The 22,367-nt window shown below is 67.3% G+C and carries 18 protein-coding genes and 1 tRNA gene; 5 read left to right on the top strand and 14 right to left on the bottom strand.

The features are described from left to right. Nucleotides 1-103 precede the first annotated feature (103 nt). Nucleotides 104-3,817, top strand: a complete 3,714-nt coding sequence (locus GXW79_RS07285) for a response regulator (protein ID WP_211873689.1) — start codon at nt 104-106, stop codon at nt 3,815-3,817. A gap of 50 nt (nt 3,818-3,867) precedes the next feature. On the opposite strand, the gene GXW79_RS07280 is transcribed toward GXW79_RS07285, so the two are convergent. The 7 genes from GXW79_RS07280 to GXW79_RS07250 form a co-directional block, all read right to left on the bottom strand. Further along, the gene (locus GXW79_RS07280) at nt 3,868-5,172 is read right to left on the bottom strand and encodes an NtaA/DmoA family FMN-dependent monooxygenase (protein ID WP_211873688.1); all 1,305 of its coding nucleotides are present in this window, start codon (nt 5,170-5,172) and stop codon (nt 3,868-3,870) included. A 1-nt stretch (nt 5,173) separates the two neighbouring features. Continuing rightward, entirely contained in the window at nt 5,174-6,478 is a 1,305-nt protein-coding gene (locus GXW79_RS07275; protein WP_211873687.1) for an NtaA/DmoA family FMN-dependent monooxygenase, read from the bottom strand. Between the two features lie 13 nt (nt 6,479-6,491). Continuing rightward, the gene (locus tag GXW79_RS07270) at nt 6,492-7,412 is read right to left on the bottom strand and encodes an ABC transporter permease (RefSeq protein WP_211873686.1); all 921 of its coding nucleotides are present in this window, start codon (nt 7,410-7,412) and stop codon (nt 6,492-6,494) included. Then, on the bottom strand, nt 7,409-8,326 hold the full coding sequence (locus tag GXW79_RS07265) for an ABC transporter permease (protein ID WP_211873685.1): 918 nt from the start codon (nt 8,324-8,326) through the stop codon (nt 7,409-7,411). Before GXW79_RS07265 ends, GXW79_RS07270 begins: the two co-directional genes overlap by 4 nt. Nucleotides 8,327-8,329: 3 nt before the next feature. Beyond that, on the bottom strand, nt 8,330-9,841 hold the full coding sequence (locus tag GXW79_RS07260) for an ABC transporter substrate-binding protein (protein ID WP_211873684.1): 1,512 nt from the start codon (nt 9,839-9,841) through the stop codon (nt 8,330-8,332). Nucleotides 9,842-9,868: 27 nt separating this feature from the next. Next, nucleotides 9,869-10,762, bottom strand: a complete 894-nt coding sequence (locus tag GXW79_RS07255; RefSeq protein ID WP_367614831.1) for an ABC transporter ATP-binding protein — start codon at nt 10,760-10,762, stop codon at nt 9,869-9,871. A gap of 67 nt (nt 10,763-10,829) precedes the next feature. Continuing rightward, nucleotides 10,830-11,849: an ABC transporter ATP-binding protein gene (locus tag GXW79_RS07250; protein ID WP_211873682.1), complete on the bottom strand. Its 1,020-nt coding sequence runs from the start codon at nt 11,847-11,849 to the stop codon at nt 10,830-10,832. Between the two features lie 275 nt (nt 11,850-12,124). Here GXW79_RS07250 and xth point away from each other — a divergent pair, with 275 nt between their 5' ends. After that, nucleotides 12,125-12,904 (top strand): exodeoxyribonuclease III, encoded by a 780-nt coding sequence (gene xth, locus GXW79_RS07245; RefSeq protein ID WP_211873681.1) that lies wholly within the window; start codon nt 12,125-12,127, stop codon nt 12,902-12,904. A gap of 57 nt (nt 12,905-12,961) precedes the next feature. On the opposite strand, the gene GXW79_RS07240 is transcribed toward xth, so the two are convergent. Then, a tRNA-Ala gene (locus GXW79_RS07240) sits at nt 12,962-13,037 on the bottom strand. Between the two features lie 118 nt (nt 13,038-13,155). Here GXW79_RS07240 and GXW79_RS07235 point away from each other — a divergent pair. After that, on the top strand, nt 13,156-13,863 hold the full coding sequence (locus GXW79_RS07235; protein WP_211873680.1) for a CoA transferase subunit A: 708 nt from the start codon (nt 13,156-13,158) through the stop codon (nt 13,861-13,863). 13 nt (nt 13,864-13,876) lie between these two features. After that, a complete protein-coding gene (locus tag GXW79_RS07230; protein ID WP_211873679.1) occupies nt 13,877-14,524 on the top strand; it encodes a 3-oxoacid CoA-transferase subunit B in 648 nt (215 codons plus the stop codon). Between the two features lie 30 nt (nt 14,525-14,554). Here GXW79_RS07230 and GXW79_RS07225 read toward each other — a convergent pair whose 3' ends face one another. Beyond that, nucleotides 14,555-16,111, bottom strand: a complete 1,557-nt coding sequence (locus tag GXW79_RS07225) for a hypothetical protein (RefSeq protein WP_211873678.1) — start codon at nt 16,109-16,111, stop codon at nt 14,555-14,557. Next, nucleotides 16,108-16,911: an undecaprenyl-diphosphate phosphatase gene (locus GXW79_RS07220; RefSeq protein WP_211873677.1), complete on the bottom strand. Its 804-nt coding sequence runs from the start codon at nt 16,909-16,911 to the stop codon at nt 16,108-16,110. Before GXW79_RS07220 ends, GXW79_RS07225 begins: the two co-directional genes overlap by 4 nt. A gap of 145 nt (nt 16,912-17,056) precedes the next feature. Between GXW79_RS07220 and rutA the strand changes: the two genes are divergently transcribed. Further along, nucleotides 17,057-18,136, top strand: coding sequence for a pyrimidine utilization protein A (gene rutA / locus GXW79_RS07215; RefSeq protein WP_211873676.1), 1,080 nt, complete (start codon nt 17,057-17,059; stop codon nt 18,134-18,136). Between the two features lie 4 nt (nt 18,137-18,140). Here the strand turns inward: rutA and GXW79_RS07210 are convergent, their stop codons facing one another. From GXW79_RS07210 to ahcY, 4 genes are all read right to left on the bottom strand, one after another. Further along, the gene (locus tag GXW79_RS07210) at nt 18,141-18,767 is read right to left on the bottom strand and encodes a glutathione S-transferase family protein (RefSeq protein ID WP_211873675.1); all 627 of its coding nucleotides are present in this window, start codon (nt 18,765-18,767) and stop codon (nt 18,141-18,143) included. Nucleotides 18,768-18,780: 13 nt separating this feature from the next. Then, a complete protein-coding gene (locus tag GXW79_RS07205; protein WP_211873674.1) occupies nt 18,781-19,863 on the bottom strand; it encodes a TRAP transporter substrate-binding protein in 1,083 nt (360 codons plus the stop codon). 66 nt (nt 19,864-19,929) lie between these two features. Continuing rightward, nucleotides 19,930-20,784, bottom strand: a complete 855-nt coding sequence (lpxC, locus tag GXW79_RS07200; protein ID WP_211873673.1) for a UDP-3-O-acyl-N-acetylglucosamine deacetylase — start codon at nt 20,782-20,784, stop codon at nt 19,930-19,932. 90 nt (nt 20,785-20,874) lie between these two features. Continuing rightward, the gene (ahcY, locus tag GXW79_RS07195) at nt 20,875-22,275 is read right to left on the bottom strand and encodes an adenosylhomocysteinase (protein ID WP_211873672.1); all 1,401 of its coding nucleotides are present in this window, start codon (nt 22,273-22,275) and stop codon (nt 20,875-20,877) included. Between the last annotated feature and the right edge of the window lie 92 nt (nt 22,276-22,367).

Genomic DNA, 22,367 nt, shown 5'->3' with positions numbered 1-22,367 from the left:
CCTCATTCGCCGGGTGCCGCGTTAGCTGGCGTGGACGCTGCCAAATGTCTCAATGATCTGCGCTCGATCGACGGTGTGCATGGAACTTCCTGGGAAAGTCAGCTTGCCTCGCGCCGCTTCGCCCGACCTCTTCGCACTCGGCGGCGACATGGGCGACCGCATGCGCCGCCAGGATTGGGCGGCGACGCCGCTCGGTCCGCCGGAGCATTGGCCAGTCGCGCTGCGCACCACCGTCCGCACCATGCTCGGCTCGCGCTACGCCATGTGGATGGCGTGGGGGCCGGAGCTGACCTTCCTGTGCAACGACGCCTATCTCCCGACCGTCGGCATCAAGCGCGACTGGGTGCTGGGCGCGCGCTCGGACAGGGTGTGGCAGGAGATCTGGCCGGATATCGGGCCGCGGATCGAGCGCGTGCTCTCCACCGGCGAGGCGACCTGGGACGAGGCGCTGCTGCTGTTCCTGCAGCGCTCCGGATTTCCCGAGGAGACCTACCACACCTTCTCCTACTCGCCCCTTGCCGATGATGACGGGCGGATTTCGGGCATGCTGTGCGTGGTGACCGAGGAGACCGAGCGCATCCTAGGTGAGCGCCGCCTGCGCGTGCTCGGTGAGCTCGGGGCGCGGGCGAAGGAGGCGCGCAGCGCCGAGGATGCCTGCGCCCGCGCCGCCGCGACTTTGGAGACCTCGCCCGCCGACGTGCCGTTCGCGCTGATCTACCTGCTCGATGCGGAGGGTGGCCGGGTCAGCCTCGCGGCGCACGCGGGCCTGCCCGAGGACCATCCCGCCGCCGTCGGCGATGCTGCCGGCATCGGCGCGCCCTGGCCGCTGCGCGCCGCCGCCGAATCCGGCCTGCCGGTCGAGGCCAGCCTTGATGGCCTGCCGCCGCTCCCCGGTGGTCCCTGGGGCGACGCGGCGTCGCGTGCGCTGGTGCTGCCGCTCGCCGCACCCGGGCACGAGCAGCCGGCGGGCTTCCTGGTCTGCGGCGTCAATCCGCGGCGCCCCCTCGACGCCGCCTACCGGTCATTCTTCGAACTCGCCGCAGGGCATATCGGCACCGCCGTCGCCAATGTCCGCGCCTATGAGGCGGAGCGCCGCCGCGCGGAATCCCTGGCCGAGCTCGACCGCGCGAAGACCGCGTTCTTCTCCAATGTCAGCCATGAATTCCGTACCCCGCTCGCGCTGATGCTGGGCCCGCTGGAGGAGCTGCTGCGGGTGCCGCTGCCGGGTGACCAGCGCGACCTCACCCAGACCGCGCACCGCAACGGCCTGCGGCTGCTGCGCCTGGTGAACACGCTGCTCGATTTCTCCCGCGTCGAGGCCGGGCGCGTGCAGGCGCGCTTCGCACCCACCGATCTCGGCCCGCTCACCGCCGACCTCGCCAGCGCCTTCCGCTCGGCCTGCGAGCGCGCCGGGCTGCGCCTCGTGGTGGACTGCCCGACGCTGAGCGACCCGGTGCATGTGGATCGCGAAATGTGGGAGAAGATCGTCCTCAACCTCGTCTCCAACGCATTCAAGTTCACCTTCGAGGGCATGATCGCCGTGTCGCTCCGCGCCGCGGATGGCTGCGCGGAGCTCGTCGTGCGCGACACCGGCACCGGCATTCCCGAGCAGGAGCTGCCGCGTCTGTTCGACCGCTTTCATCGCGTCGAGGGTGCCGCGGGGCGCACGCATGAGGGCAGCGGCATTGGGCTCGCGCTGGTGCGCGAACTCGCGCGGCTGCACGGCGGCGACGTCTTCGCGACGAGCGAGCGCGGTCGCGGCAGCGTCTTCACCGTCCGTGTTCCGCTCGGCACCGCGCATGTGCCGGCCGAGGCGCTCGCCGCCGCCGCGTCGACTGCGGCTATCGCGTCCACCGCCGCGCGCACCGAAGCCTTCGTGGGCGAGGCGCTGCGCTGGCTCCCCGATGGGGAGGATGCCGCGCGCGCCGATGAGACTTTGGACCTCGCCGGCGCCGAACTGGCGGTCGGGGCGACCACCGCCACGGCCGAGCGCATCCTCGTCGCGGATGACAATGCCGATATGCGGGACTACCTGCGCCGGCTCCTCACCGCCGCGGGCTACCGGGTGGAGACGGCGCCCGACGGGGAAGAGGCGGCCGCGGTCGCGCGGGAAAACCCGCCCGCGCTCGTGCTGTCCGACGTGATGATGCCACGGCTCGACGGCTACGGGCTGGTGCGTGCCCTGCGCGCGGATCCGCGCACGCGCGAGGCACCGGTGCTGCTTCTCTCGGCGCGCGCCGGGGAGGAGGCGGAGATCGAGGGTCTCGATGCCGGCGCCGATGACTACCTGGTCAAGCCGTTCTCGGCGCGCGAACTGCTCGCACGCGTCGGCGCCAATCTCCGGCTCGCGCGCATCCGGCGGGAAGCGGCGGCGGCGGTCGATGCGGGCGAGGCGCGTTGGCGCGACCTGCTCGACCGCATGCACGAGGGCTGCTTCATCGGCGAACTGGTCCATGACGCCACGGGCCGCGCGGTGGATTTCCGTCATGTGGAGGTCAACGCGGCCGTCGAACGCCTGACCGGCATTCCCGTCCACCGGCTTACCGGGCGGCTGGCCAGCGAGGTGCTGCCGGGCATCGAGCCGTTCTGGGTCGAGACCTTCGCCCGCGTGGTCGAGACGGGCGAACCGGCCCATGTCGAGCACGAGACCGCCGCGCTCAAGCGCTGGTTCGAACTCTCCGCCTACCGGGTCGGCCCCGGGCGGTTCGGCGCGCTGTTCCTCGACGTCACCGCGCGGCGGGCCGCCGCCGAGCGCCAGGCATTGTTGACGCGGGAGGTGGACCACCGCGCGAAGAACGCGCTCGCCGTCGTGCAGAGCGTGGTGCGGCTGACCAAGGCGTCCGACGTGCGGGAATATGCGCATGCGGTGGAAGGCCGCGTCGCCGCGCTCGCCCGGGCGCATACCCTGCTGTCCGATGATCGCTGGCGCGGCACCGACCTGCGCGCGGTCGTCGATGAGGAGCTGGCCGCCCATAGCGGCGGCGCGCGCGTGGTGATCGCGGGTCAGGCGCTGCGCCTGCGACCCGAGGCGGTCCAGCCCCTGTCGATGGTGCTGCACGAGATGGCGACCAATGCGGTCAAATACGGTGCGCTCTCCACCACGGGAGGCCGCCTCAGCGTCTCCTGGAAGCAGGACGCGCCCGATGCGCCGGTTCGCCTCTGCTGGCACGAGCAGGGCGGGCCGCCGATCGCTGCGGCACCGGAGCGCCGCGGCTTCGGCACCACGTTGATCGAGGCGACGGTCCGCGGCCAGCTCGACGGCGTGGCGACGATGGCGTGGGAGACGGGTGGCCTGTGCTGCGAGGTGACCATCGCGCCGAGACACCTGGCGGCCGCCGATGGCGGCGGTGTCGACAGGATCGAACATCCGGCTTCGGGCCGCCCGGCGCCCGTCGTGGCGCCAAGGTCGCTGCGCGGGCGCGCGGTTCTGGTCGTGGAGGACGAGCCGCTCATCGCGATGGAGATCACCGAGACGCTGACCCGGCTCGGCTGCGAAGTGATCGGTCCCGCCATGGCGCTGGACGAGGCGCTGAAGCTCGCGGCGGCAGAGGCAGGCCGCCTGAGTGCGGCGGTGCTCGATGTGAACCTGAAGGGGCGGTTTGCCTTTCCGGTGGCGGAGCTGCTGTCCGACCGTGGCGTCCCGGTGGTCTGGGCGACGGGTTACGGGGAGCTTCCGCCCGGCAGCAGCGTCGCCCGTGGTGCCGAGTTGCTGCGCAAGCCGCTGGCCGAGGGCGAATTGCACGCCGCGCTACGGCGGTTGCTGGCGCGCGAGAGCGGCGAACACCGTGGAACAGCTGCTTCCTTGACGCGTTCATAGGCGATCGTCCACAGGCGCTGGAAGACTTGGCTTCCGGCGACGGTCAGCGATCAGAATGCCATGAGGTTGTCGCGGAAGGTCCGGTGCTCGTAGCGCCGTTTCGTGAGGCCGCGCTTCTGCAGTTCCGGTACCAGCCCGTCGCAGATTTCCGCGATGTAGCGGCGCGTGAAATCGCCGTTGAACAGCAGGAAGCCGTCGCCGCCGACCTCCTCCATGATGTCCTCCATCATCGACGCCACGTGGTCCACCGTGCCGGTGTAGTCGATGCCGGACTTGTTCGCGTTGGCGAGTGCAAGGGCGCGCGGCGTGCGGCCGGCGTATTTCGCGACACTCGACTGGTGGCCGTTGGAGGTGAGCACCGGCAGCGGCTCATCGAGCGGGTATTTCGAGAGGTCGATGCCGCTGATCCGCGACAGCATCGCGAGCGAGGCATCGATGTGCTTGCCGGCATCGGCGATCTCGGTGTCACGACGCTGCCGCGCCGTTTCCATCGAGACGTCGATGATCGGGTAGGCGAGGAACAGGATTTTTATGCTCGCGGGGTCGCGGCCGGTGCTGCGCGCCTGGGCGTGGACCTTCTGGCGGAAGGCCTTCATGTCGGCCACGGTCTCCAGGGAGGCGATGATGGTGTCGGCCCATTTCGCGGCGAAGACCTGGCCGCGCGGCGAGCCTCCGGCTTGGCACAGCACGGGCCGGCCCTGCGGCGAGCGCGGCGCGCTCAGCGGGCCGCGCACCTTGAAGTACTGCCCCTCGTAATTGATCGCGCGGACCTTCTGCCCATCGGCGAAGATGGCGCCCTCACGATCCAGCACCACCGCGTCGGGATCCCAGGATTCCCACAGCTGGGTGACGATGTCGGCAAACTCATCGGCGCGGTCGTAGCGATCATCATGGGCGAAGTGCTTGTCCATGCCGTAATTCTGCGCGCCGCCATCATTGCTGCCGGTGACGATGTTCCACCCGACGCGCCCCTCGGTCGTGTGGTCCAGCGAATTGACCAGCCGCGCCAAGAGGAAGGGCGGGTATTCCGACGTGGAAAGCGTGGGGATGATGCCGAGGTGTTTCGTGGCGCGCGCCAGATACGGCACCAATACCGCCGGATCCATCTTCGGCGTCGAGGCCGCATAGCGCAGATAGGTGTCGTGATTGCCCTTGTAGGTATAGGGCACGTTGCAGCTGTCCTCGATGATCAGGTAGTCGAAGCAGGCCCGCTCCATTCCCTGCGCGAGATCGACGAAGAGATCGGGCATCATCCACCGCGCCTGGGCGGCATCGGTGCCGCCCCATTCCTGCCGCCACGCCTTCGGGCCATAGCCGCGCGAGAGAAACCAGGCGAGGTGGAAGGGTTTTGGCATCTCAGAAATCCATCAGATTGTCGCGGAAGGTCTTGTGCGCGTAGCCGCGCTTGGTGAGCCCGCGCTTCTGCAATTCCGGCACCAGGCCATCGGTGATCTCGGCCACGTAGCGCCGGCTGAAATCGCCATAGGTGAGCAGGTAGCCATCGCCGCCGACCTCCTCCATCACCTCCTGCATCATCCCCGCGACATGGTCGGGCGTGCCGGTGTAGTCGAGCCCCGAACGGTTCGCCTGCGCCATCCCGATCTCGCGCGGCGTGCGCCCGGCGTATTTCGCGACGACGGATTGATGGCCGTTGGAGGTGAGCGCGGGCAGCGGCTCATCCACGGGGTACTTCGAAAAATCGATCCCCGTCAGCGTGGACATCATCGCCTGCGTGAACTCGACATTGTCGGAGGCGAACTGGATGTCCTTCTGCCGCCGCAGCCGCGCCTGCTCCATCGTCACATCCACGATCGGGTCGGCGAGGAACAGGACCTTGATCTTGTCGGGGTCGCGCCCGTGCAGCACGGCGTTGCGCCGCACCTCGTCGCGATACGCCTTCATCGACTCCACCGAGGTCTGCGACGCGATGATCGTATCCGCCCATTTCGACGCGAAGGTGATCCCCCGCGGTGACCCGCCCGCCTGGCACAGCACCGGCCGCCCCTGCGGCGAGCGCGGCGCGCTCAGCGGCCCGCGCACCTTGAAGTACTTCCCCTCATGGTTGATCGCATGGACCTTCTGCCCATCCGCGAAGATCGCGTTCTCGCGGTCCAGCACCATCGCGTCGGGCTCCCAAGACTCCCACAGCCGCGTCACCACATCGCACATCTCGTCGGCCCGGTCGTAGCGCTCATCATGCGGGATGTGTTTGTCCGACCCGTAATTCTGCGCGCCGCCATCATTGCTGCCGGTGACGATGTTCCACCCGACGCGCCCCTCGGTCACGTGGTCGAGCGAGTTGACCAGCCGCGCCAGCAGAAACGGCGGATACTCGGAAGCGGACAGCGTCGGCACGATGCCCAGATTCTTCGTCGCCTGCGCGAGGTAGGGCACCAGCACTGCGGGGTCGAGCTTCGGCGTCGCCGCCGCATAGCGCAGATAGGTGTCGTGGTTGCCCTTGTAGGTATAGCTGACGTTGCAGCTGTCCTCGATGATCAGGTAGTCGAAGCAGGCGCGCTCCATCGCCATCGCGAGATCGACGAACAGGTCGGGCTGCATCCACCGCGCCTGCGTGCCATCGGTGCCGCCCCAATCATGGCGCCAGGCCTTCGGGCCATACCCACGCGAGAGAAACCAGGCGAGGTGAAACGGCTTGGGCATCGAGTGCTTCCTTTCAGCGAGGCGCGAGACGCGATTGCGGGTCGATATGTTCGCGCAACCCATTGCCGAACATGTTGATCCCCCAGACGAGCAGAATGATCGCCACACCGGCGAGGTCCGCGATCCAGGGTGCCACGAACAGCCGCGACGATCCCTCGGCGAGGATGTTCCCCCAGGTCGCCGTCGGGTTCGGCAACCCCAGGCCGAGATAGGACAGCGCGGTCTCCTGCAACACCATCTGCGCGACCTGCAAAGTGGCGACCACCGTCAGCACCGGGATGATCTGCGGCAGGATGTGGCGGCGGATGATGTAGCGGTCCGAGCCGCCGAACAGCGTCGCCGCCTCCACGAAGGGCCGCTGCTTCAGCGACCGCGTGAGCCCGAAGATCACCCGCGCATAGACCATCCACCGCGACACGCCGAGCACCAGGATGAGGTTCGTCGCACTCCCCCCGATCGCCGCAACCATCAGGATCGCGAGCAGGATTTCGGGAATGGCCATCTGCGCATCGGCCAGCCGCATGATGACCTGCTCGACGCGCCCGCCCTTGTACCCCGCGACCAGCCCCGCCGTGGTGCCGATGACGCAGGAGAGCAGCATCGACGCGACGCCCACCAGGATCGACAGCCGTGCGCCGTAGATGAGTCGCGAGAGCAGATCGCGCCCATAGGTGTCGGTGCCGAGCCAGTTGCGCGCGCTGCCGCCTTCCATCCAGGCGGGCGGTTTCAGCCGCATCGCGAGGGACTGCTGGTACGGGTCATAGGGCGCGATGAAGGGCGCGAAGATCGCGGTGAGGATCATCGCGAGGATGATCCCCGCACCCAGCCCGATCTTGAAATTCTTCCCAAAGCTCGGCGCGCGCAGCCGCGCCGGCGCGGCCGCCCGCGCGCGCCACGGCAGCCATACCCGGCGCGCCTGCGTCACATCGCTCATTGCCGGCGCACCCGCGGGTCGATCAGCATCTGCAACAGGTCCACCGCGAGGTTGGTGAGCGCGATCCCGACCGCGATGATCAGGACCGCCGCCTCCACAACCGGCACGTCGCGATGGGCGATGGAGTTCAGGATCAGCCGGCCGACCCCCGGCCAGGCGAAGATGGTCTCCGTGATGATTGACCCGCCAATCAGCGCCCCGATCTGGATGCCCAGAAAGCTCAGGATCGGGTTGAACGCATTGGGCAGGATATGCGTGATCAGCACCCGCCCGCGCGACAGTCCCTTGGACCGCGCCGCGACCACGAACTGCTCATGCGACAGGTCCAGCACGCTCGCGCGGGTAATCAGGATGATGTTGGGCAGCAGAAACGCCGAGATCGTAAACGCCGGCATGATGATGTGCTGAATGCCGCCCGCGCCCGATGTCGGCAGCCACCCCAGCTTCAGCGCAAACAACTGGATCAGCAGGATGCCCAGCCAGAAACTCGGCATCGACTGCCCGGCGACCGCGACCGAGGTGATAACGAAATCCGCCGCCCTGTCGCGCTGCACGGCACACACCAGGCCCAGCCCGATCCCCAGCGTCATCGCCAAGCCAAGCCCGGTGGAGGCCAGCGTCAGCGTCGCCCCCAGCCGCTCCAGCACGATGCCCGCGGCGGGCGCGTTGAACTGCAGCGATTCGCCGAAATCCCCGGTCATCAGGTCGCGCAGGAAGATGAAGAACTGCACTGGAATCGGCTCATCCAGGTGCAGCCGCGCGGTGAGTTCGGCGATCTGCTCGGGCGTGGAATTCACGTCGAGGAAGATCTCTACCGGATTGCCGGTCAGCCGCAGGATCACGAAGGTGATCAGCGCCACCAGCAGCAGCGACAGCGGCAGCAGCGCGAGACGCCGGGCGATGTAGCGTCCCATCCGCTACACGAAATCCGTCTTGGCAAGACGCAGGATCTTGTCCGGTGCCGCCGAGAAATTCGTGATGCGCTTGTTCACGCCATAGAGGCTCGGCAGCCCGAGCAGGAAGAGCGCGGGATTCTCCTCGTGCAAAATCTCCATCATCCGGTGATAGGCGGCGGTCCTGATTTCGCGGTCATTGGTGGACCGCGCCGCGAGGAACAGCCGCTCATATTCGGCATTGTTCCAGATCGCGCGGCGTCCGCCTTGCGTGAACCACACGGTGGCGAAATCGGCATCGCCCAGGCTGTACCAGCCGATCATGTACATAGGCCCCGTGCGGAAGGCGTTCTGCATCTGCTGAAACACCCCGCCCTCGACCACATTCACCGTCGCATTCACCCCGACATTGCCGAGCATGCCCGCGACCGCGTTGCAGATGTCCACATCGGACACGTACTTGCCCGACTGCGTCGAGATCACCACCGGGTAGCGCGCGGGATAGCGCGCCTCGCGCAGCAGCGCCCGCGCCCGGTCGGGGTCGAAACCGCGCGCGCGAATATTCGGGTTGAACCCGAAGCTGGTGGAGGTGAGCAGCTGCCCTTGCAGCACCTCGCCTCGGCCCTTCAGGATCTCGCGCCGGATCGCTTCCTTGTCCACGGCGAAATCGAACGCCAGCCGCACCCGCGGATCATTGAACGGCGGCACTCGCACGTCATAGGTCAGTATCAGCCCCGCCGTGGAGGTGATCTCATCCACCTTCGCGATCGGCGAGCGCTCAACTTGCGGGATCAGGTCGATCGGCACCTCCTCGATGATCTGCGTCTCGCCGGCGACGAGCGAGGCCACGCGCGTGCCGGGATCAGGAATTTCGCGGATCACCAGCCGGTCGAATTTCGGCGCGCCGTCCCAGTAATTGCGGTTCGCGGTCAGCGTGTAGCGGTCGCCCGGCGTCCAGCGTTCGTAGATGAAGGGGCCGGTGCCCATCGGCCGCGCCTGGATGCCGGCGATCCCCACACGGTCGAAATACGCCTTGGACTGGATGAGCACGCTCGACAGGCCCATCAGCAGCGTCGGGAAGACCGCGCGCGTGGTGATGTTGATGGTCAGCGGATCGACCACCGTCACGCCCGAGACCGGCGCAATGCGTGCGAGCAGCCCGTACCCGTTCCTGACATCGAGGATGTAGTTGATCGTGAAGGCCACATCCTCGGCTGTGAGGTTGCTGCCATCGTGGAACTTCACGCCACTGCGCAGCTTGAACTGCACGGTCGTGTCATCAAGAACTGTGTAGCTGGTGGCCAGGCACGGCGTCAGCCCGCCCTCATTGGTGCGCGCGACCAGCGGCTCGTTGGTCTGGTCCAGCAGGCTTTCCGAGGCGAAGGAGGAGATGCCCGGCCGCAGGCTGTCGGGAAACACCGAGGCGCCGACAACGAGCGTCTTGTCCGCCGCGCGCGCTGGTCCCGCGCCGGCGATGGCGGCGGCGAGCGTGGCCTGCCCGATCTGGCGGCGGCTGGGGGCGGGGATGTTCGGCATGGCGGGCATTCCTTCGCGGGTCGGGGGTCAGGCAGCCAGGTCGTCAAGGCGGTGGCAGGCGGCCTCATGGCCGTCGCCGATGGTCGTGAGTTCGGGGTCCTTCTCGCGGCACAGCGCGATTGCGTGCGGGCAGCGAGTGTGGAAACGGCAGCCCGAGGGGATCGCATCGGCGCTCGCGATTTCGCCGATATCGGCCAGCCGCGTGCGCGCGACACCGGGCCGGTGCGAGGGCACGGCGGAAAGCAGCGCACGCGTATAGGGATGGCGCGGCGTGGCGTAGAGCGCGGCCTTGGGCGCTGTTTCCACGATGCGGCCGAGATACATCACCGCGATGCGCGTCGCGACGTGGCGCACCACGCGCAGATCGTGCGAGATGAACAAATAGGTGAGTCCGAACTGGCGCTGCAATTCCGTGAGCAGGTTGATGACCTGCGCCTGCACGGAAACATCGAGTGCGCTCACCGGCTCGTCGCAGACAATGAAATCCGGCCGCAGCGCGAGGGCGCGGGCGATGCCGATGCGCTGGCGCTGCCCGCCGGAGAACTCATGCGGGAAGCGCTCGGCGTATTCGGGCGCGAGACCGACGAGCGGCAGCAACTCCGCCACGCGGGCGCGCTGTTCGGCGGGGGGATAGCCGGCCAGGCGCATGGGCTCGGCGATCAGCGTCGCAACGTTCATGCGCGGATTGAACGCGCTGCCGGGGTCCTGGAAGATCAGCTGCATGCGCTGGCGCAGGCCGCGCAGCTCGCCGGCGGTGAGCGTCGCCATGTCCATCCCGTCGAAGGCCATGGTGCCGGCATCGGGCTCGACCAGGCGCACCAGCATCCGGCCCGTCGTGGTCTTGCCGCACCCGCTTTCGCCCACCAGCGCCAACGTTTCGCCGCGCGCGATGTCGAAGCTGACGCCGTCGACGGCGGTCACGCGCTTGCCACCCTGTCCCGGGAAATGCCGTGCGAGGGCACGTGCCCGGACGAGGGGTTGCGCCACCTCAGACATGGGCGGTGCGGATGCAGGCGCTGTCGTGGCCGGCCCCCACCCGCGCCAGCGGCGGCACAGCGCGCGTGCAGTCGGCGCCGGCAAGATGGCAGCGCGGATGGAAGGCGCAGCCCGGCGGCATGGCGAAGGGGCTCGCGACCATGCCCGCGATGGTGGGCAGCAGCGCCGGGTCCTCCTCCTCCAGCGAGGGCATGGAGTGAAGCAGGCCCCCGGTATAGGGGTGGCTTGGCACGGCGAAGATGTCGGCGACCGGCGCCCGCTCGACGATGCGGCCGGCGTACATAACCTGCACCTCGTCGGCGAATTCGGCGACCACGCCGAGGTCGTGGGTGATGAGGATGATGGCCATCCCCAGCTCGCCCTGCAGGTCGCGCAGCAGCTCCAGGATCTGCGCCTGGGTGGTGACATCGAGCGCGGTGGTCGGCTCATCCGCGATCAGCAGTTTTGGGTTGCACGCGAGCGCGATGGCGATCATCACGCGCTGCCGCATGCCGCCCGACAGCTCATGGGGAAATTTCGCCAGGCAAGCGCGCGGCGAGGAGATGCGCACCAGCGCGAGCAGTTCTTCGGCGCGTCGGTCCGCCGCGGCACGTCCTAGGCCCAGATGCAGCGCCAGCCCTTCGCGCAGCTGGTGTCCGATGGAAAAGATCGGGTTCAGCGAGGTGGTGGGGTCCTGGAAGATCATTGCCATGTCGCGCCCACGCAGCCGGCGCAGATCGCGTTCAGCAGCGTGCGCGAGGTCGGTGCCCTGGAACAGGATCTGCCCGCCGGTGATGCGCGCAGTGTGGTCCGGCAGCAGTCGCATCATGGCCAGTGCGGTCACACTTTTGCCGCTACCCGATTCCCCCACGATGCCCAGCACACTGCCCGGCCGCACGTCGAAGCTGATGCCATGCAGCGCCGTGAACCGCCCACGGGCCGTGAAGAAATCGACCGTGAGGCTCCTCACCGAAATGAGCGGAGCCGCGACCGCCGCGGCGGTCTCGACCTGCAATGCGGCGTTGCGAGGCATGGATGGCGATGCTCCTGCGCACGATCGCGACGACCTTGGCTGCAACGCGCCGAATGGCGTCTCGCGCAAGATCGTCGGAGGAACATGAGAGCAAGAGTCGTGCCAGAACGACGTCCCTTTCAAACGCGGCCGCGCAGGGATCAGCCTGCGTCGATCAGCTCAGGCTGCCCGCTTTCGAACCGGTTCCTCAGGGATTGCAAATCGGCGCCCGCGCGGTATCGAGGTCGGCGTCGTCGGGTAGGGCGGCTCAAGCCGTCGCGAGAAGGTCAGGTGCCATGAAGATCGCGACCTACAACGTCAACGGCGTCAACGGCAGGCTGCCCATATTGCTGCGCTGGCTGAAGGAGCAGGCACCTGACATCGTTTGCCTGCAGGAACTCAAGGCCGCCCAGGAGAGCTTTCCGGCGGCCGCGCTGCGCGACGCCGGCTATGGAGCGATCTGGCATGGCCAGAAGAGCTGGAACGGCGTCGCGCTCCTCGCCAGAGGGCGGGCACCTTTGGAAACGCGGCGCGGCCTTCCTGGCGATCCCGACGACGCACAGAGCCGCTACATCGAGGGCGTGGTCGAAGGCATCGTCATCGGCTGTCTCTACCTGCCCAACGGCAACCCGGCGCCCGGCCCCAAATTCGACTACAAGCTGCGATGGTTCGATCGCCTGGCCACCTATGCCGACGAGCTTCTGCACCTGGACATACCGGCAGCCCTGATCGGCGATTTCAACGTGATGCCGACCGATCTCGACGTCTACAAACCCGAGCGCTGGAAGGATGATGCCCTGTTCCGCCCCGAGGTCCGTACGGCGTTCCAGGCGCTTCTTGCACAGGGCTGGATGGACGCGCTGCGTGCGCTTCACCCGACCGGACGGATCTACACCTTCTGGGACTACTTCCGGAATGCCTATGCGCGCGACGCCGGGCTGCGCATCGACCATTTGCTGCTCAGCCCCGCGCTCTCGGGACACCTCGTCGAAGCCGGCGTTGATCGGCACGTTCGCGGCTGGGAAAAGACCAGCGATCATGCGCCGACCTGGATCGAGCTCGCAGACCATCGGTGAGAGATCTTATCGAGGTCGGCGCGTCTCCGTCGGCTTTGGATCGGCGCGGTCGCGAAGTGGTGGAGCCAGGCGGAATCGAACCGCCGACCTCTTGAATGCCATTCAAGCGCTCTACCAACTGAGCTATGGCCCCGGACCCTCGGGAGCGCGGCGTATAGCGCCCGCCCCCGAACACCGCAAGAGCAGTCGCGCGCCCCTTTCGCCGAGGCCGCCCAGGCCTTAGGGTCGGCGCGATCAGCGGGAGGTGCGCGATGCCAAAACTCTATCCGGACGCCAGGGCAGCGCTGGCCGAGCAACTGCGCGATGGCATGACCATCATGTCTGGCGGCTTCGGCCTGTGCGGCGTGCCGATGGTGCTGATCGAGGCGATCCGCGATGCCGGGGTGCGCGACCTCACCATCATCTCGAACAATGCCGGCACCGACAATGTCGGCCTGGGGATGCTGTTGCACACCCGCCAGGTGCGCAAGATGATCAGCTCCTATGTCGGCGAGAATGCCGAATTCGCGCGCCAGTTCCTGGCCGGCGAGCTGGAGATCGAATTCAACCCGCAGGGCACGCTGGCCGAGCGCATCCGCGCCGGCGGCGCCGGCATCCCCGCCTTCTTCACCAAGACCGGTGTCGGCACCGCGGTCGCCGAGGGCAAGGAGCTGCGCGACTTCGACGGCGAGACCTATGTGATGGAGCGCGGCCTGTTCGCCGACCTCGCCATCATCCACGCCTGGAAGGGCGATGCGGAGGGCAACCTCGCCTACCGCAAGACGGCGCGCAACTTCAACCCGATGATGGCCACCGCGGCGCGCATGACCGTCGCACAAGTGGAACACCTGGTCCCCGCCGGCGCGATCGAGCCCGACGCCATCCATACGCCGGGCATCTTCGTCAAGCGCATGATCGCGCTTCCGGAGGGCTACGAGAAGCGCATCGAGAGCCGCACCGTCACCAAGCGCGCGGCCTGAGGGAGACGAGCAGATGGCCTGGAATCGGGACGAGATGGCCGCGCGCGCCGCGCGCGAGCTGCAGGATGGCTACTACGTGAACCTCGGCATCGGCATTCCCACGCTGGTCGCGAACCACGTCCCCGCCGGGATGAACGTGCAGCTGCAGAGTGAGAACGGCATGCTCGGCCTCGGCCCCTTCCCCTTCGAGGGCGAGGAGGATGCGGACTTGGTCAATGCCGGCAAGCAGACCATCACCGAACTTCCGACGAGCAGCTATTTCTCCTCGGCCGACAGTTTCGGGATGATCCGCGGCGGCCATATCGATTTGTCGATCCTGGGCGCCCTGCAGGTCGCGGGGAATGGCGACCTCGCGAACTGGATGATCCCGGGCAAGATGGTCAAGGGCATGGGCGGCGCGATGGACCTCGTCGCCGGCGTGAAGCGCGTGGTGGTGCTGATGGAACATACCGCGGGCGGCAAGCCCAAATTGCTGAACGCCTGCACCCTGCCGCTGACCGGGCAGCGTGTGGTGGACATGGTGATCTCGGACCTCGGCGTGTTCCGGATCGCGCGCAGAGGCGAGCCGCGGCTCACCCTGGTCCAGCTGGCGCCGGGCGTGAGCGAGGCGGAGATGCGCGAGAAGACCGAAGCGGCGTTCGAGGTCGCGCTCGAAGGGTAGGCAGCGCTCACACGTCCCAGCTTCGTGGGTTCAGGGATTCGGAGCGGTGACCCGGTAAAGCCGGGCGAACCCGGTGTCGGCGACAAGGGCAAGACCCGAGGCTTGCATCTCCACCCCCGCGGCATCGACCAGAAGCACGTGGTCGAAATTGGCACGCCAATCCGCCAGGTAGGGAAAGGCCCTCGCCAACTCGGGGAACATGGGCACGGTCAGGAAGTACGGGTCGGGCAGCACGCCGTCCGGCGCGGATCGCGCGAACCAGGGCGGCAGGACGCGGATCGGTTGCTTGCCCACGGCGCTGAACAGGTTGGGGACGAAGGAGTGCCGCAGCGGGATAGCCCGCGTCGGAAAATGAATGCTGGTGGACCAGACGCCGAGAAGCTTCAGATCGTCGGCATTGCGACCGAACTGGACGTGGACCGGCAGCAGCGAGGCACCCAGCGGCAAGTCTGCAAGAACAGCCTCGACGGCGGCCAGGTTCTGCGCGCCCTGGCTCCAGCGCTCGAACACGTACACGCTCCGCGCACTGATGAGCAGGAACAGGGCGGCGGCCAACGGAGCGCTGATGGCGTGCAACGAGGGGCGTGGCAGGAGGGCCAAGCTGGCCAGCAGGATCGTCAATCCGGCGAAGCGGATTTCCATCTGGCCGCCGTCTCCGATGTTCGACGGCAATATCAGGATCAGGCAAGCGCACCCGGCCACACCGATCAGCAATCCCCAATGGGCATGGAGGTACATGCGAAGGCCGCCGAGCACGACGAACCAACCCAGAATGGCGGCCAGCACGATCTCCCAGGCCGGATCGTAGCTCACGATCCCGAACAGGAACCCGATGAACTTGGTCTCGATATCATACACCCAGCCGGGCGTCGTCGTGCGCGGATCGCCACCTGGAAGATGGGGTGCCATCGCAGCAAGAATGATCACGGCGGCCAGGGCCGGCGCCGCGGCCAGGGCCGCCCGTGCCATCGCCACGACAAAGCCCGGCCGTGATGGGCGGAGGATGCCCACGGATAGGCAGGCAAGGACCGTCGCATAGGCAAATGCGCCGAAGGGATGGACGATCGCGATCAGCGCGCCCGCGACCACCCGCGGGATCGATTTCACCCATGGGCCTGCGCGCCAGATTGTGTCCGCCGTCGCGAAAAGCAGCGCGAGACCGACCGAGATCTGATGGTTCAGAAATCCGAGCGCGAGCAATGCGTTTGCCGAAAGCAGCGGCCCGAGCAACAGCAGGGGATGCCATTGCCCCGCGATGATCCGTCCGAGGAGCACGAACCCCAGGGCAGGCAACAGCATGGCCAGCGCAATGCACAGCCTGCCGATGGATCCGTGGCCCACGACCGGGCTCAAGCCGCGAGCGATCAGGTCTATGCCGATATTGACCCAGGCAAGCGACCAATCCACCGCATAGACGTGTTCAAGCGGGGTTCCCGCGGCACCGCCGGCGATCAGCCAAAGCCGCGCCAGGTGGTTCGGATAATCCAGCAGCGGCGGCAGGGGAATGAGGGCGACGGGCAGCAGCGGAACGAGGCAACCCGACAGGATGATGACGGCCAGCCCGCGCTGGCCGATCGCGCCGCTCATCGCAGCGACAGGACCGTGAGCATCGCGATGCCGAGGATGATCCGGTACCAGCCGAAGGGCGTGAACCCGATCCTCCCGATCACCGCCAGCACGACGCGGATCGTCACGAGGGCGACCACGAAGGCGGCAATGAAACCGACCGCGATCTGGCCGAGCCCCTCGATCTCCAGCTCGTTGCGCGCCTTGAACAGGCTGAACACGGTCGCGCCCAGCATGGTCGGGATCGCGAGGATGAAGCTGAACTCCGCCGCCGTCCGACGTTCCACGCCGATCAGCAGCGCGGTGATGATGGTCGCACCCGAGCGCGACGTCCCCGGGATCATCGCGAGCACCTGTCCGCACCCGATCAACAACGCCGCAAGGGGGCCGATCTCAGGAACCGAGCGGATGCGGCCCACCGGCTTCAGTCGCTCGATGAGGATGATGGCGACGCCGCCGACGATCAGCGCGCAGCAGACCACCCAGGGATTGAACAGCAGCCGCGTGATGGTGCTGTGGAAGGTGGCGCCGATGACCAGGGCCGGCGCGAAGGCGAGGGCCAGGTTGATGAGGTAGAAGCGCTCGATGCCGTTGCGGCGCAGGCCGTTGACCAGGCGCAGCAGCAGCTCCCGGTAGACCACAACGACCGCGCAGATGGCGCCGAGCTGGATCGCGATCTCGAAGACCTTGCCTGGCGGCCCGCGGAAGCCGATCAGCTCGCCCAGCAGGATCAAGTGCCCCGTCGAGGAGATTGGCAGGAATTCGGTGACGCCCTCGACGATGCCCATGAGCAGCGCGGAAGCCAGTGCCGCGAAATTCATCCTAGATCGCTCTCGTTGTCAGTCTCGGGGGAAGCTCATACCTGCCTCCGTCCGGCACCGCCAGCAGGCGCCGGTCTGGCACGGGCGTTGCTTCGATGAATTTTGGCAGCCCGCGTTCGGGGCTTCGAGCATAAGAGGTGCCGTCATGGATATCGGCGTTTTCATTCCGATCAACAACAATGGCTGGCTGATCTCGGCGACATCGCCGCAGTACATGCCGAGCTTCGCGCTGAACAAGCACGTGGTGCAGACTGCCGAAGCGCTGGGCTTCGATTTCGCACTCTCGATGATCAAGCTGCACGGGTTCGGCGGCAAGACCGAGTTCTGGGACCATGGGCTTGAAAGCTTCACGCTGATGGCGGGGCTCGCCTCGGTGACGACCAAGATCAGGCTCTATGCGTCAACGGCGGTGCTGACCATCCCGCCGGCGATCGTCGCCCGCATGGCGAGCACGATCGACTCGATCTCCGGCGGCCGCTTCGGGGTGAACATCGTCTCCGGCTGGCACAAGGTCGAATACACCCAGATGGGCCTTTGGCCCGGCGAGGCGCATTTCGCCAAGCGCTACGACTACAGCACCGAATACGTGCACATCATGAAAGAGCTCTGGGAGACGGGGGAATCCGACTTCAAGGGCGATTTCTTCCAGATGGATCACTGCAAGCTCAGCCCGCCACCGAGCGTGCCGATCAAGCTGGTTTCAGCCGGGCAGAGCGACCGCGGCATGGAGTTCGCCGCGCAATATTGCGACTTCAACTTCGCCCTTGGCGAAGGCGTGAACGAGCCGACCAAGGCGGCCGGCGTGCCGGCGCGCATGCTGGAACACGCGAAGAAGACCGGCCGCGATGTCGGCAGCTACATGCTCTACATGATCATCGCCGACGAGACCGACGAAGCGGCGCTGGCGAAATGGGACCTCTACAACAAGGGTGCCGACCGCGAAGCGCTGGCCCACCTGCTGGGCCATGCGGCGGCAGACGTGAACACCGAGGCGACCTCGATGGCGGCCGCCATCCAGCGCTCCGCGTCGCCGATCAACTTCAACATGGGGACGCTGGTCGGGTCCTACGCCAGTGTCGCGCGGATGCTGGACGAGGCGGCGGCGATGCCGGGCGTGAAGGGCATCATGCTGACCTTCGATGATTTCATCGCGGGGATGGATGCTTTCGGCGAACATATCCAGCCAAAGATGGCCTGCCGGCAGCACGTGATGGCGGCGGCCTGAACGATCAGGGCGTGCCGTTTCGCCCGTGCTCGCGGAAGCCCGGGCGCACCATCAGCCGTTCGACCCAGGCGGCGATGGCGGGGTAGTCCGGCCGCGCCATCGGCGTCTCGAGCCAACGATTGGCGGAAAGGCCCAGGCCCACGTCCGCCAGGGTGAAGTGCTCCCCGGCGACATAGGCGCCGGTCGCGGCGAGCTGGCCGTCGAGAATGGCCATCATGGCGTTCCAGCGATCGATGCCCGCGGCAATGGACGCCGGGTCGGCATAGGCACTGTCTCGGCGGACCAGCGCCATGAAGGGCGTGCGCCAGGCGGTGTTCAACTCGGTCGCCTGCCAGTCCATCCAGCGTTCGACCAGGGCGCGCGGGCGAGGCGCGGAGGGCAGCAGGTCGTCGCGGCCGTGCCTCGAGGCCAGGTAGCGGCAGATGGTGTTGGATTCCCAGAGCACGCCCTCGGAATCCTCGATGACCGGCACCAGCCCATTCGGGTTCAGGGCCAGGAAGGCTGCCGTGTCGGTCGGCTCGTATCCGCTGCCATAAGCCTCAAGGGTGTAGGGCAGGCCGATTTCGGCGCAGGTCCACAGGACCTTGCGCACATTGATCGAACTCGCCTTGCCGAGGATGCGCAGTGTCATCCCCGGGATGGCCTCACCGCGCCGCGGCGGCGGGGAAGGCGAAGTTGTCGAAGGAGTTCTCGGCCACGCGGAACCACTGGTATTCCTCGTCACGGTAGGTCTTGTACGACGTCCAGATGCGCTTGAAGCGTTCGTTTCGGCCGCCAATGTCCTCGTACAGCGCGTGGGTCTCGCGCCAGGCGGCCTGGAGAATTTCGCGTGGCCAGAAGCGCAGCTGGGTTCCGGCGGCGACCAGGCGGCGCAAGGCCTGCGGATTGAGGTGGTCGTAGCGCGCGGTCATGTCCGCGTTCTGCTCGCCGCAGGCGACGTCGATGGCGGCCTTGTAGCTGTCCGGCAGGGTGGCCCAGGCGGTCTTGTTCGCCATGAAGTGCAGCCGGGCGCCGGCCTCCCAGAAGCCAGGCGCGTAGTAGTTGCGGGCCACGCGGTAGAAGCCGAGCTTCTCGTCGTCATGCGGGCCGACGAATTCCACGGCGTCGAGCGTGCCGCGCTCAAGCGAGGGGTAGATGTCGCCGGCCGCAACCTGGGTGGGGACGGCGCCGAGGCGGGCGAACACCTGCCCGGCGAGACCGGCCACGCGGAACTTCAGGCCGTTCAGATCGGCGAGGCTGCGAACCTCATTGCGGAACCAGCCGCCCATCTGCGCGCCGGTGTCACCGGCCGGGATCGTGTGGATGTTGTAGCCGTCGAACAGCTCGGTCGCGAGCTCGCGACCGGGGCCCTGGATCATCCAGGCGGTGTTCATCCGCGCGGTCAGCCCGAAGGGCACGGCGGTGAAGAAGGCGAAGCTGGGATCCTTGCCGAGGTAGTAATAGGGCGCGGTGTGGCCGCATTCGAGCGTGCCGGCCTGCACGGCGTCGAGCACCGCGAGCGCGGGGACGATCTCGCCGGCCGGGAAGACCTGGATGCGGAATCGGTTGTCGGTGAGCGCGGCAATGCGGGCCGCGATCTTTTCTGGCGCGCCGAACAGCACATCGAGGTTGCGCGGAAAGGAGGAGGCGCAGCGCCAGCGGATTTCGGGCAGCGTTTGCGCGAGGGCAGGCGTCGCGAGCGCGATCGGCGCCGCGGCGGCGGCGCCCATGATGGAGCGGCGATTCATGGGCGTTTCATCCTCATTGATTGATCCCAGCGCATCTAGGGCAAGCGGCCCTGGGATGCCAAGGGGCTAGCTGGGAAGAATGACCCAGGCGTCAGGTCTCGCCATGATCGTCTGGACGAGAGCGAGGTTCAGGGCGTGGCCGGTCCGATGCGCCGTGACGTGGCCGAGAAGGGGCATGCCGAGCAGGGCAAGGTCGCCGAGAAGGTCGAGCGCGCGGTGGCGCACCGGCTCGGCCGGAAGCCGCGCGCCGCCGAGGATGCCGCCGCGAAAGAGGGGAGCAGTGTTGGTGAACCAAGCGCCGCGCAGCACGGGCTCGCCTTGGCCGCGCTTGAGGCGTTGGGCCAGGCCATGGCCGAGGCGGAGGAAGCTGCGCGCCGGCGCAATCTCGCTGAGGTAGGTCGCGCCAAGCGGCGTTCCGGACCAACGCAGCATGCCCCAGTGCGCGAGGTCGAGGGTGATGTCGAAGGTGAGCGTGTCCGCTGGCTCAACGCGCAGCAGGCGATCGTCGGGCGTGCTGACCTCGATGGGCGCGAGGACGCGGAGGTGGGGCCGCGGCGCGGCGGTCGCGACGAGGCCGGCCGCCTGGATCGCTGCGCAGATGGGTGCGGCGCTGCCGTCGAGGATGGGGAGTTCCTCGGTGTCGATCTCCGCGATGAGGTCGTCGAGACCGAGGGCCATGCAGGCGGAGAGCAGGTGCTCGATGGTGCGGATGCGATGCCCGCCGGGCAGGTCGAGCGCGGTGGAGAGCGTGGCGCGGCGTGCGTGGTCCGGCGCAACGGTAAGTTCGGTTTCAAGGTCGGTGCGGCGGAAGCGGATGCCGGTGTTTTCGGGCGCGGGTCGCAGCGTCAGCGTGGTGCGCTTGCCGGCGTGCAGCGACTTGCCGGTGAGGGTAAATGGCTTGTTGAGCGTATGCCTGGTCATCTTGGAGCGGTGCTGGCTGTGCAGCCAGCACCCGTAGCCAAAAATAAAAGAATGGGGGTCTGGGGGAAATTCATTTCCCCCAGCCTGTTCTCAGTACCGGTACTGCTCAGCCTTGAACGGCCCCTGCTCCGGCACGCCGATATACCCGGCCTGCTGCGACGTGAGCTTGGTGAGCGTCGCCCCCACCTTCGCCAGATGCAGTGCGGCGACCTTCTCATCGAGGTGCTTGGGCAGGGTGTAGACCTTGTTCTCGTACTTGCCCGGGTTGGTCCAGAGTTCGATCTGCGCCAGCGTCTGGTTGGTGAAGCTCGCAGACATCACGAAGCTCGGGTGCCCGGTGGCGTTGCCGAGGTTCACCAGGCGGCCTTCGGAGAGAAGGATCATCTTCTTGCCGTCGGGGAATTCGATCTCGTCGACCTGGGGCTTGATGTTGTCCCACTTCATGTTGCGCAGGCCGGCGACCTGAATTTCGGAGTCGAAGTGGCCGATGTTGCACACGATCGCGCGGTGCTTCATCGCGCGCATGTGGTCGACGGTGATGACGTCGACGTTGCCGGTGGCGGTGACGAAGATGTCGGCGCGCGGCGCGGCCTGTTCCATGGTGACGACCTCGTAGCCTTCCATCGAGGCCTGGAGCGCGCAGATCGGGTCGACTTCGCTGACCATGACGCGGCAGCCGGCGTTGCGGAGCGAGGCGGCGGAGCCTTTGCCGACATCGCCGAAGCCCGCGACCATGGCGACCTTGCCGGCCATCATCACGTCGGTGCCGCGGCGGATGGCGTCGACGAGGGATTCACGGCAGCCGTAGAGGTTGTCGAACTTCGACTTGGTGACGCTGTCGTTCACGTTGATGGCGGGGAAGAGCAGCTTGCCTTCCTTGGCCATGACGTAGAGGCGGTGGACGCCCGTGGTGGTCTCCTCGGAGACGCCCTTGATGTTCGCGGCGAGCTGGGCGAACCAGCCGGGCTTTTCGGCGACGCACTTCTTGATAAGCGCGAAGAAGACTTCCTCTTCCTCGTTGGTGGGATTCTCCAGGAAGGCCACGTCGCCCTGTTCGGCGCGCAGGCCGTAATGGACGAGCAGGGTCATGTCGCCGCCATCGTCGAGCAGGACGTTGGGCGTGCCGCCATCGGCCCATTCGAGCGTCTTGCGCACGTAATCCCAGTATTCCGGCAGCGTCTCGCCCTTGATCGCGAAGACCGGGGTGCCGGTGGCGGCGATGGCGGCCGCGGCGTGGTCCTGGGTGGAGAAGATGTTGCACGACGACCAGCGGACGTCGGCGCCGAGGGCCTGGAGGGTCTCGATCAGGACGGCGGTCTGGATGGTCATGTGCAGGCAGCCGGCGACGCGCGCGCCCTTGAGCGGCTGGCTGGTGCCGTATTCCTCGCGGGTCGCCATCAGGCCGGGCATCTCGTCCTCGGCCATCGAGATTTCCTTGCGGCCCCAGGCGGCGAGGGAGAGGTCCTTGATGATGTAATCGGCGGCGGCCATGGCGATAGATCCTGCGTTCGGTTTCGGGCGTGCCGCTAGCATGCCCAGCCCGGCGAGGGTAGGGTTGCAGTGAGACATAAGGATATATTTAT

The organism is Plastoroseomonas arctica, assembly GCF_018128965.1.
In the GTDB taxonomy this organism is placed as follows: domain Bacteria; phylum Pseudomonadota; class Alphaproteobacteria; order Acetobacterales; family Acetobacteraceae; genus Plastoroseomonas; species Plastoroseomonas arctica.
Note: the sequence above shows the minus strand (reverse complement) of the source record. Positions and strands in the feature narration are given on the sequence as shown.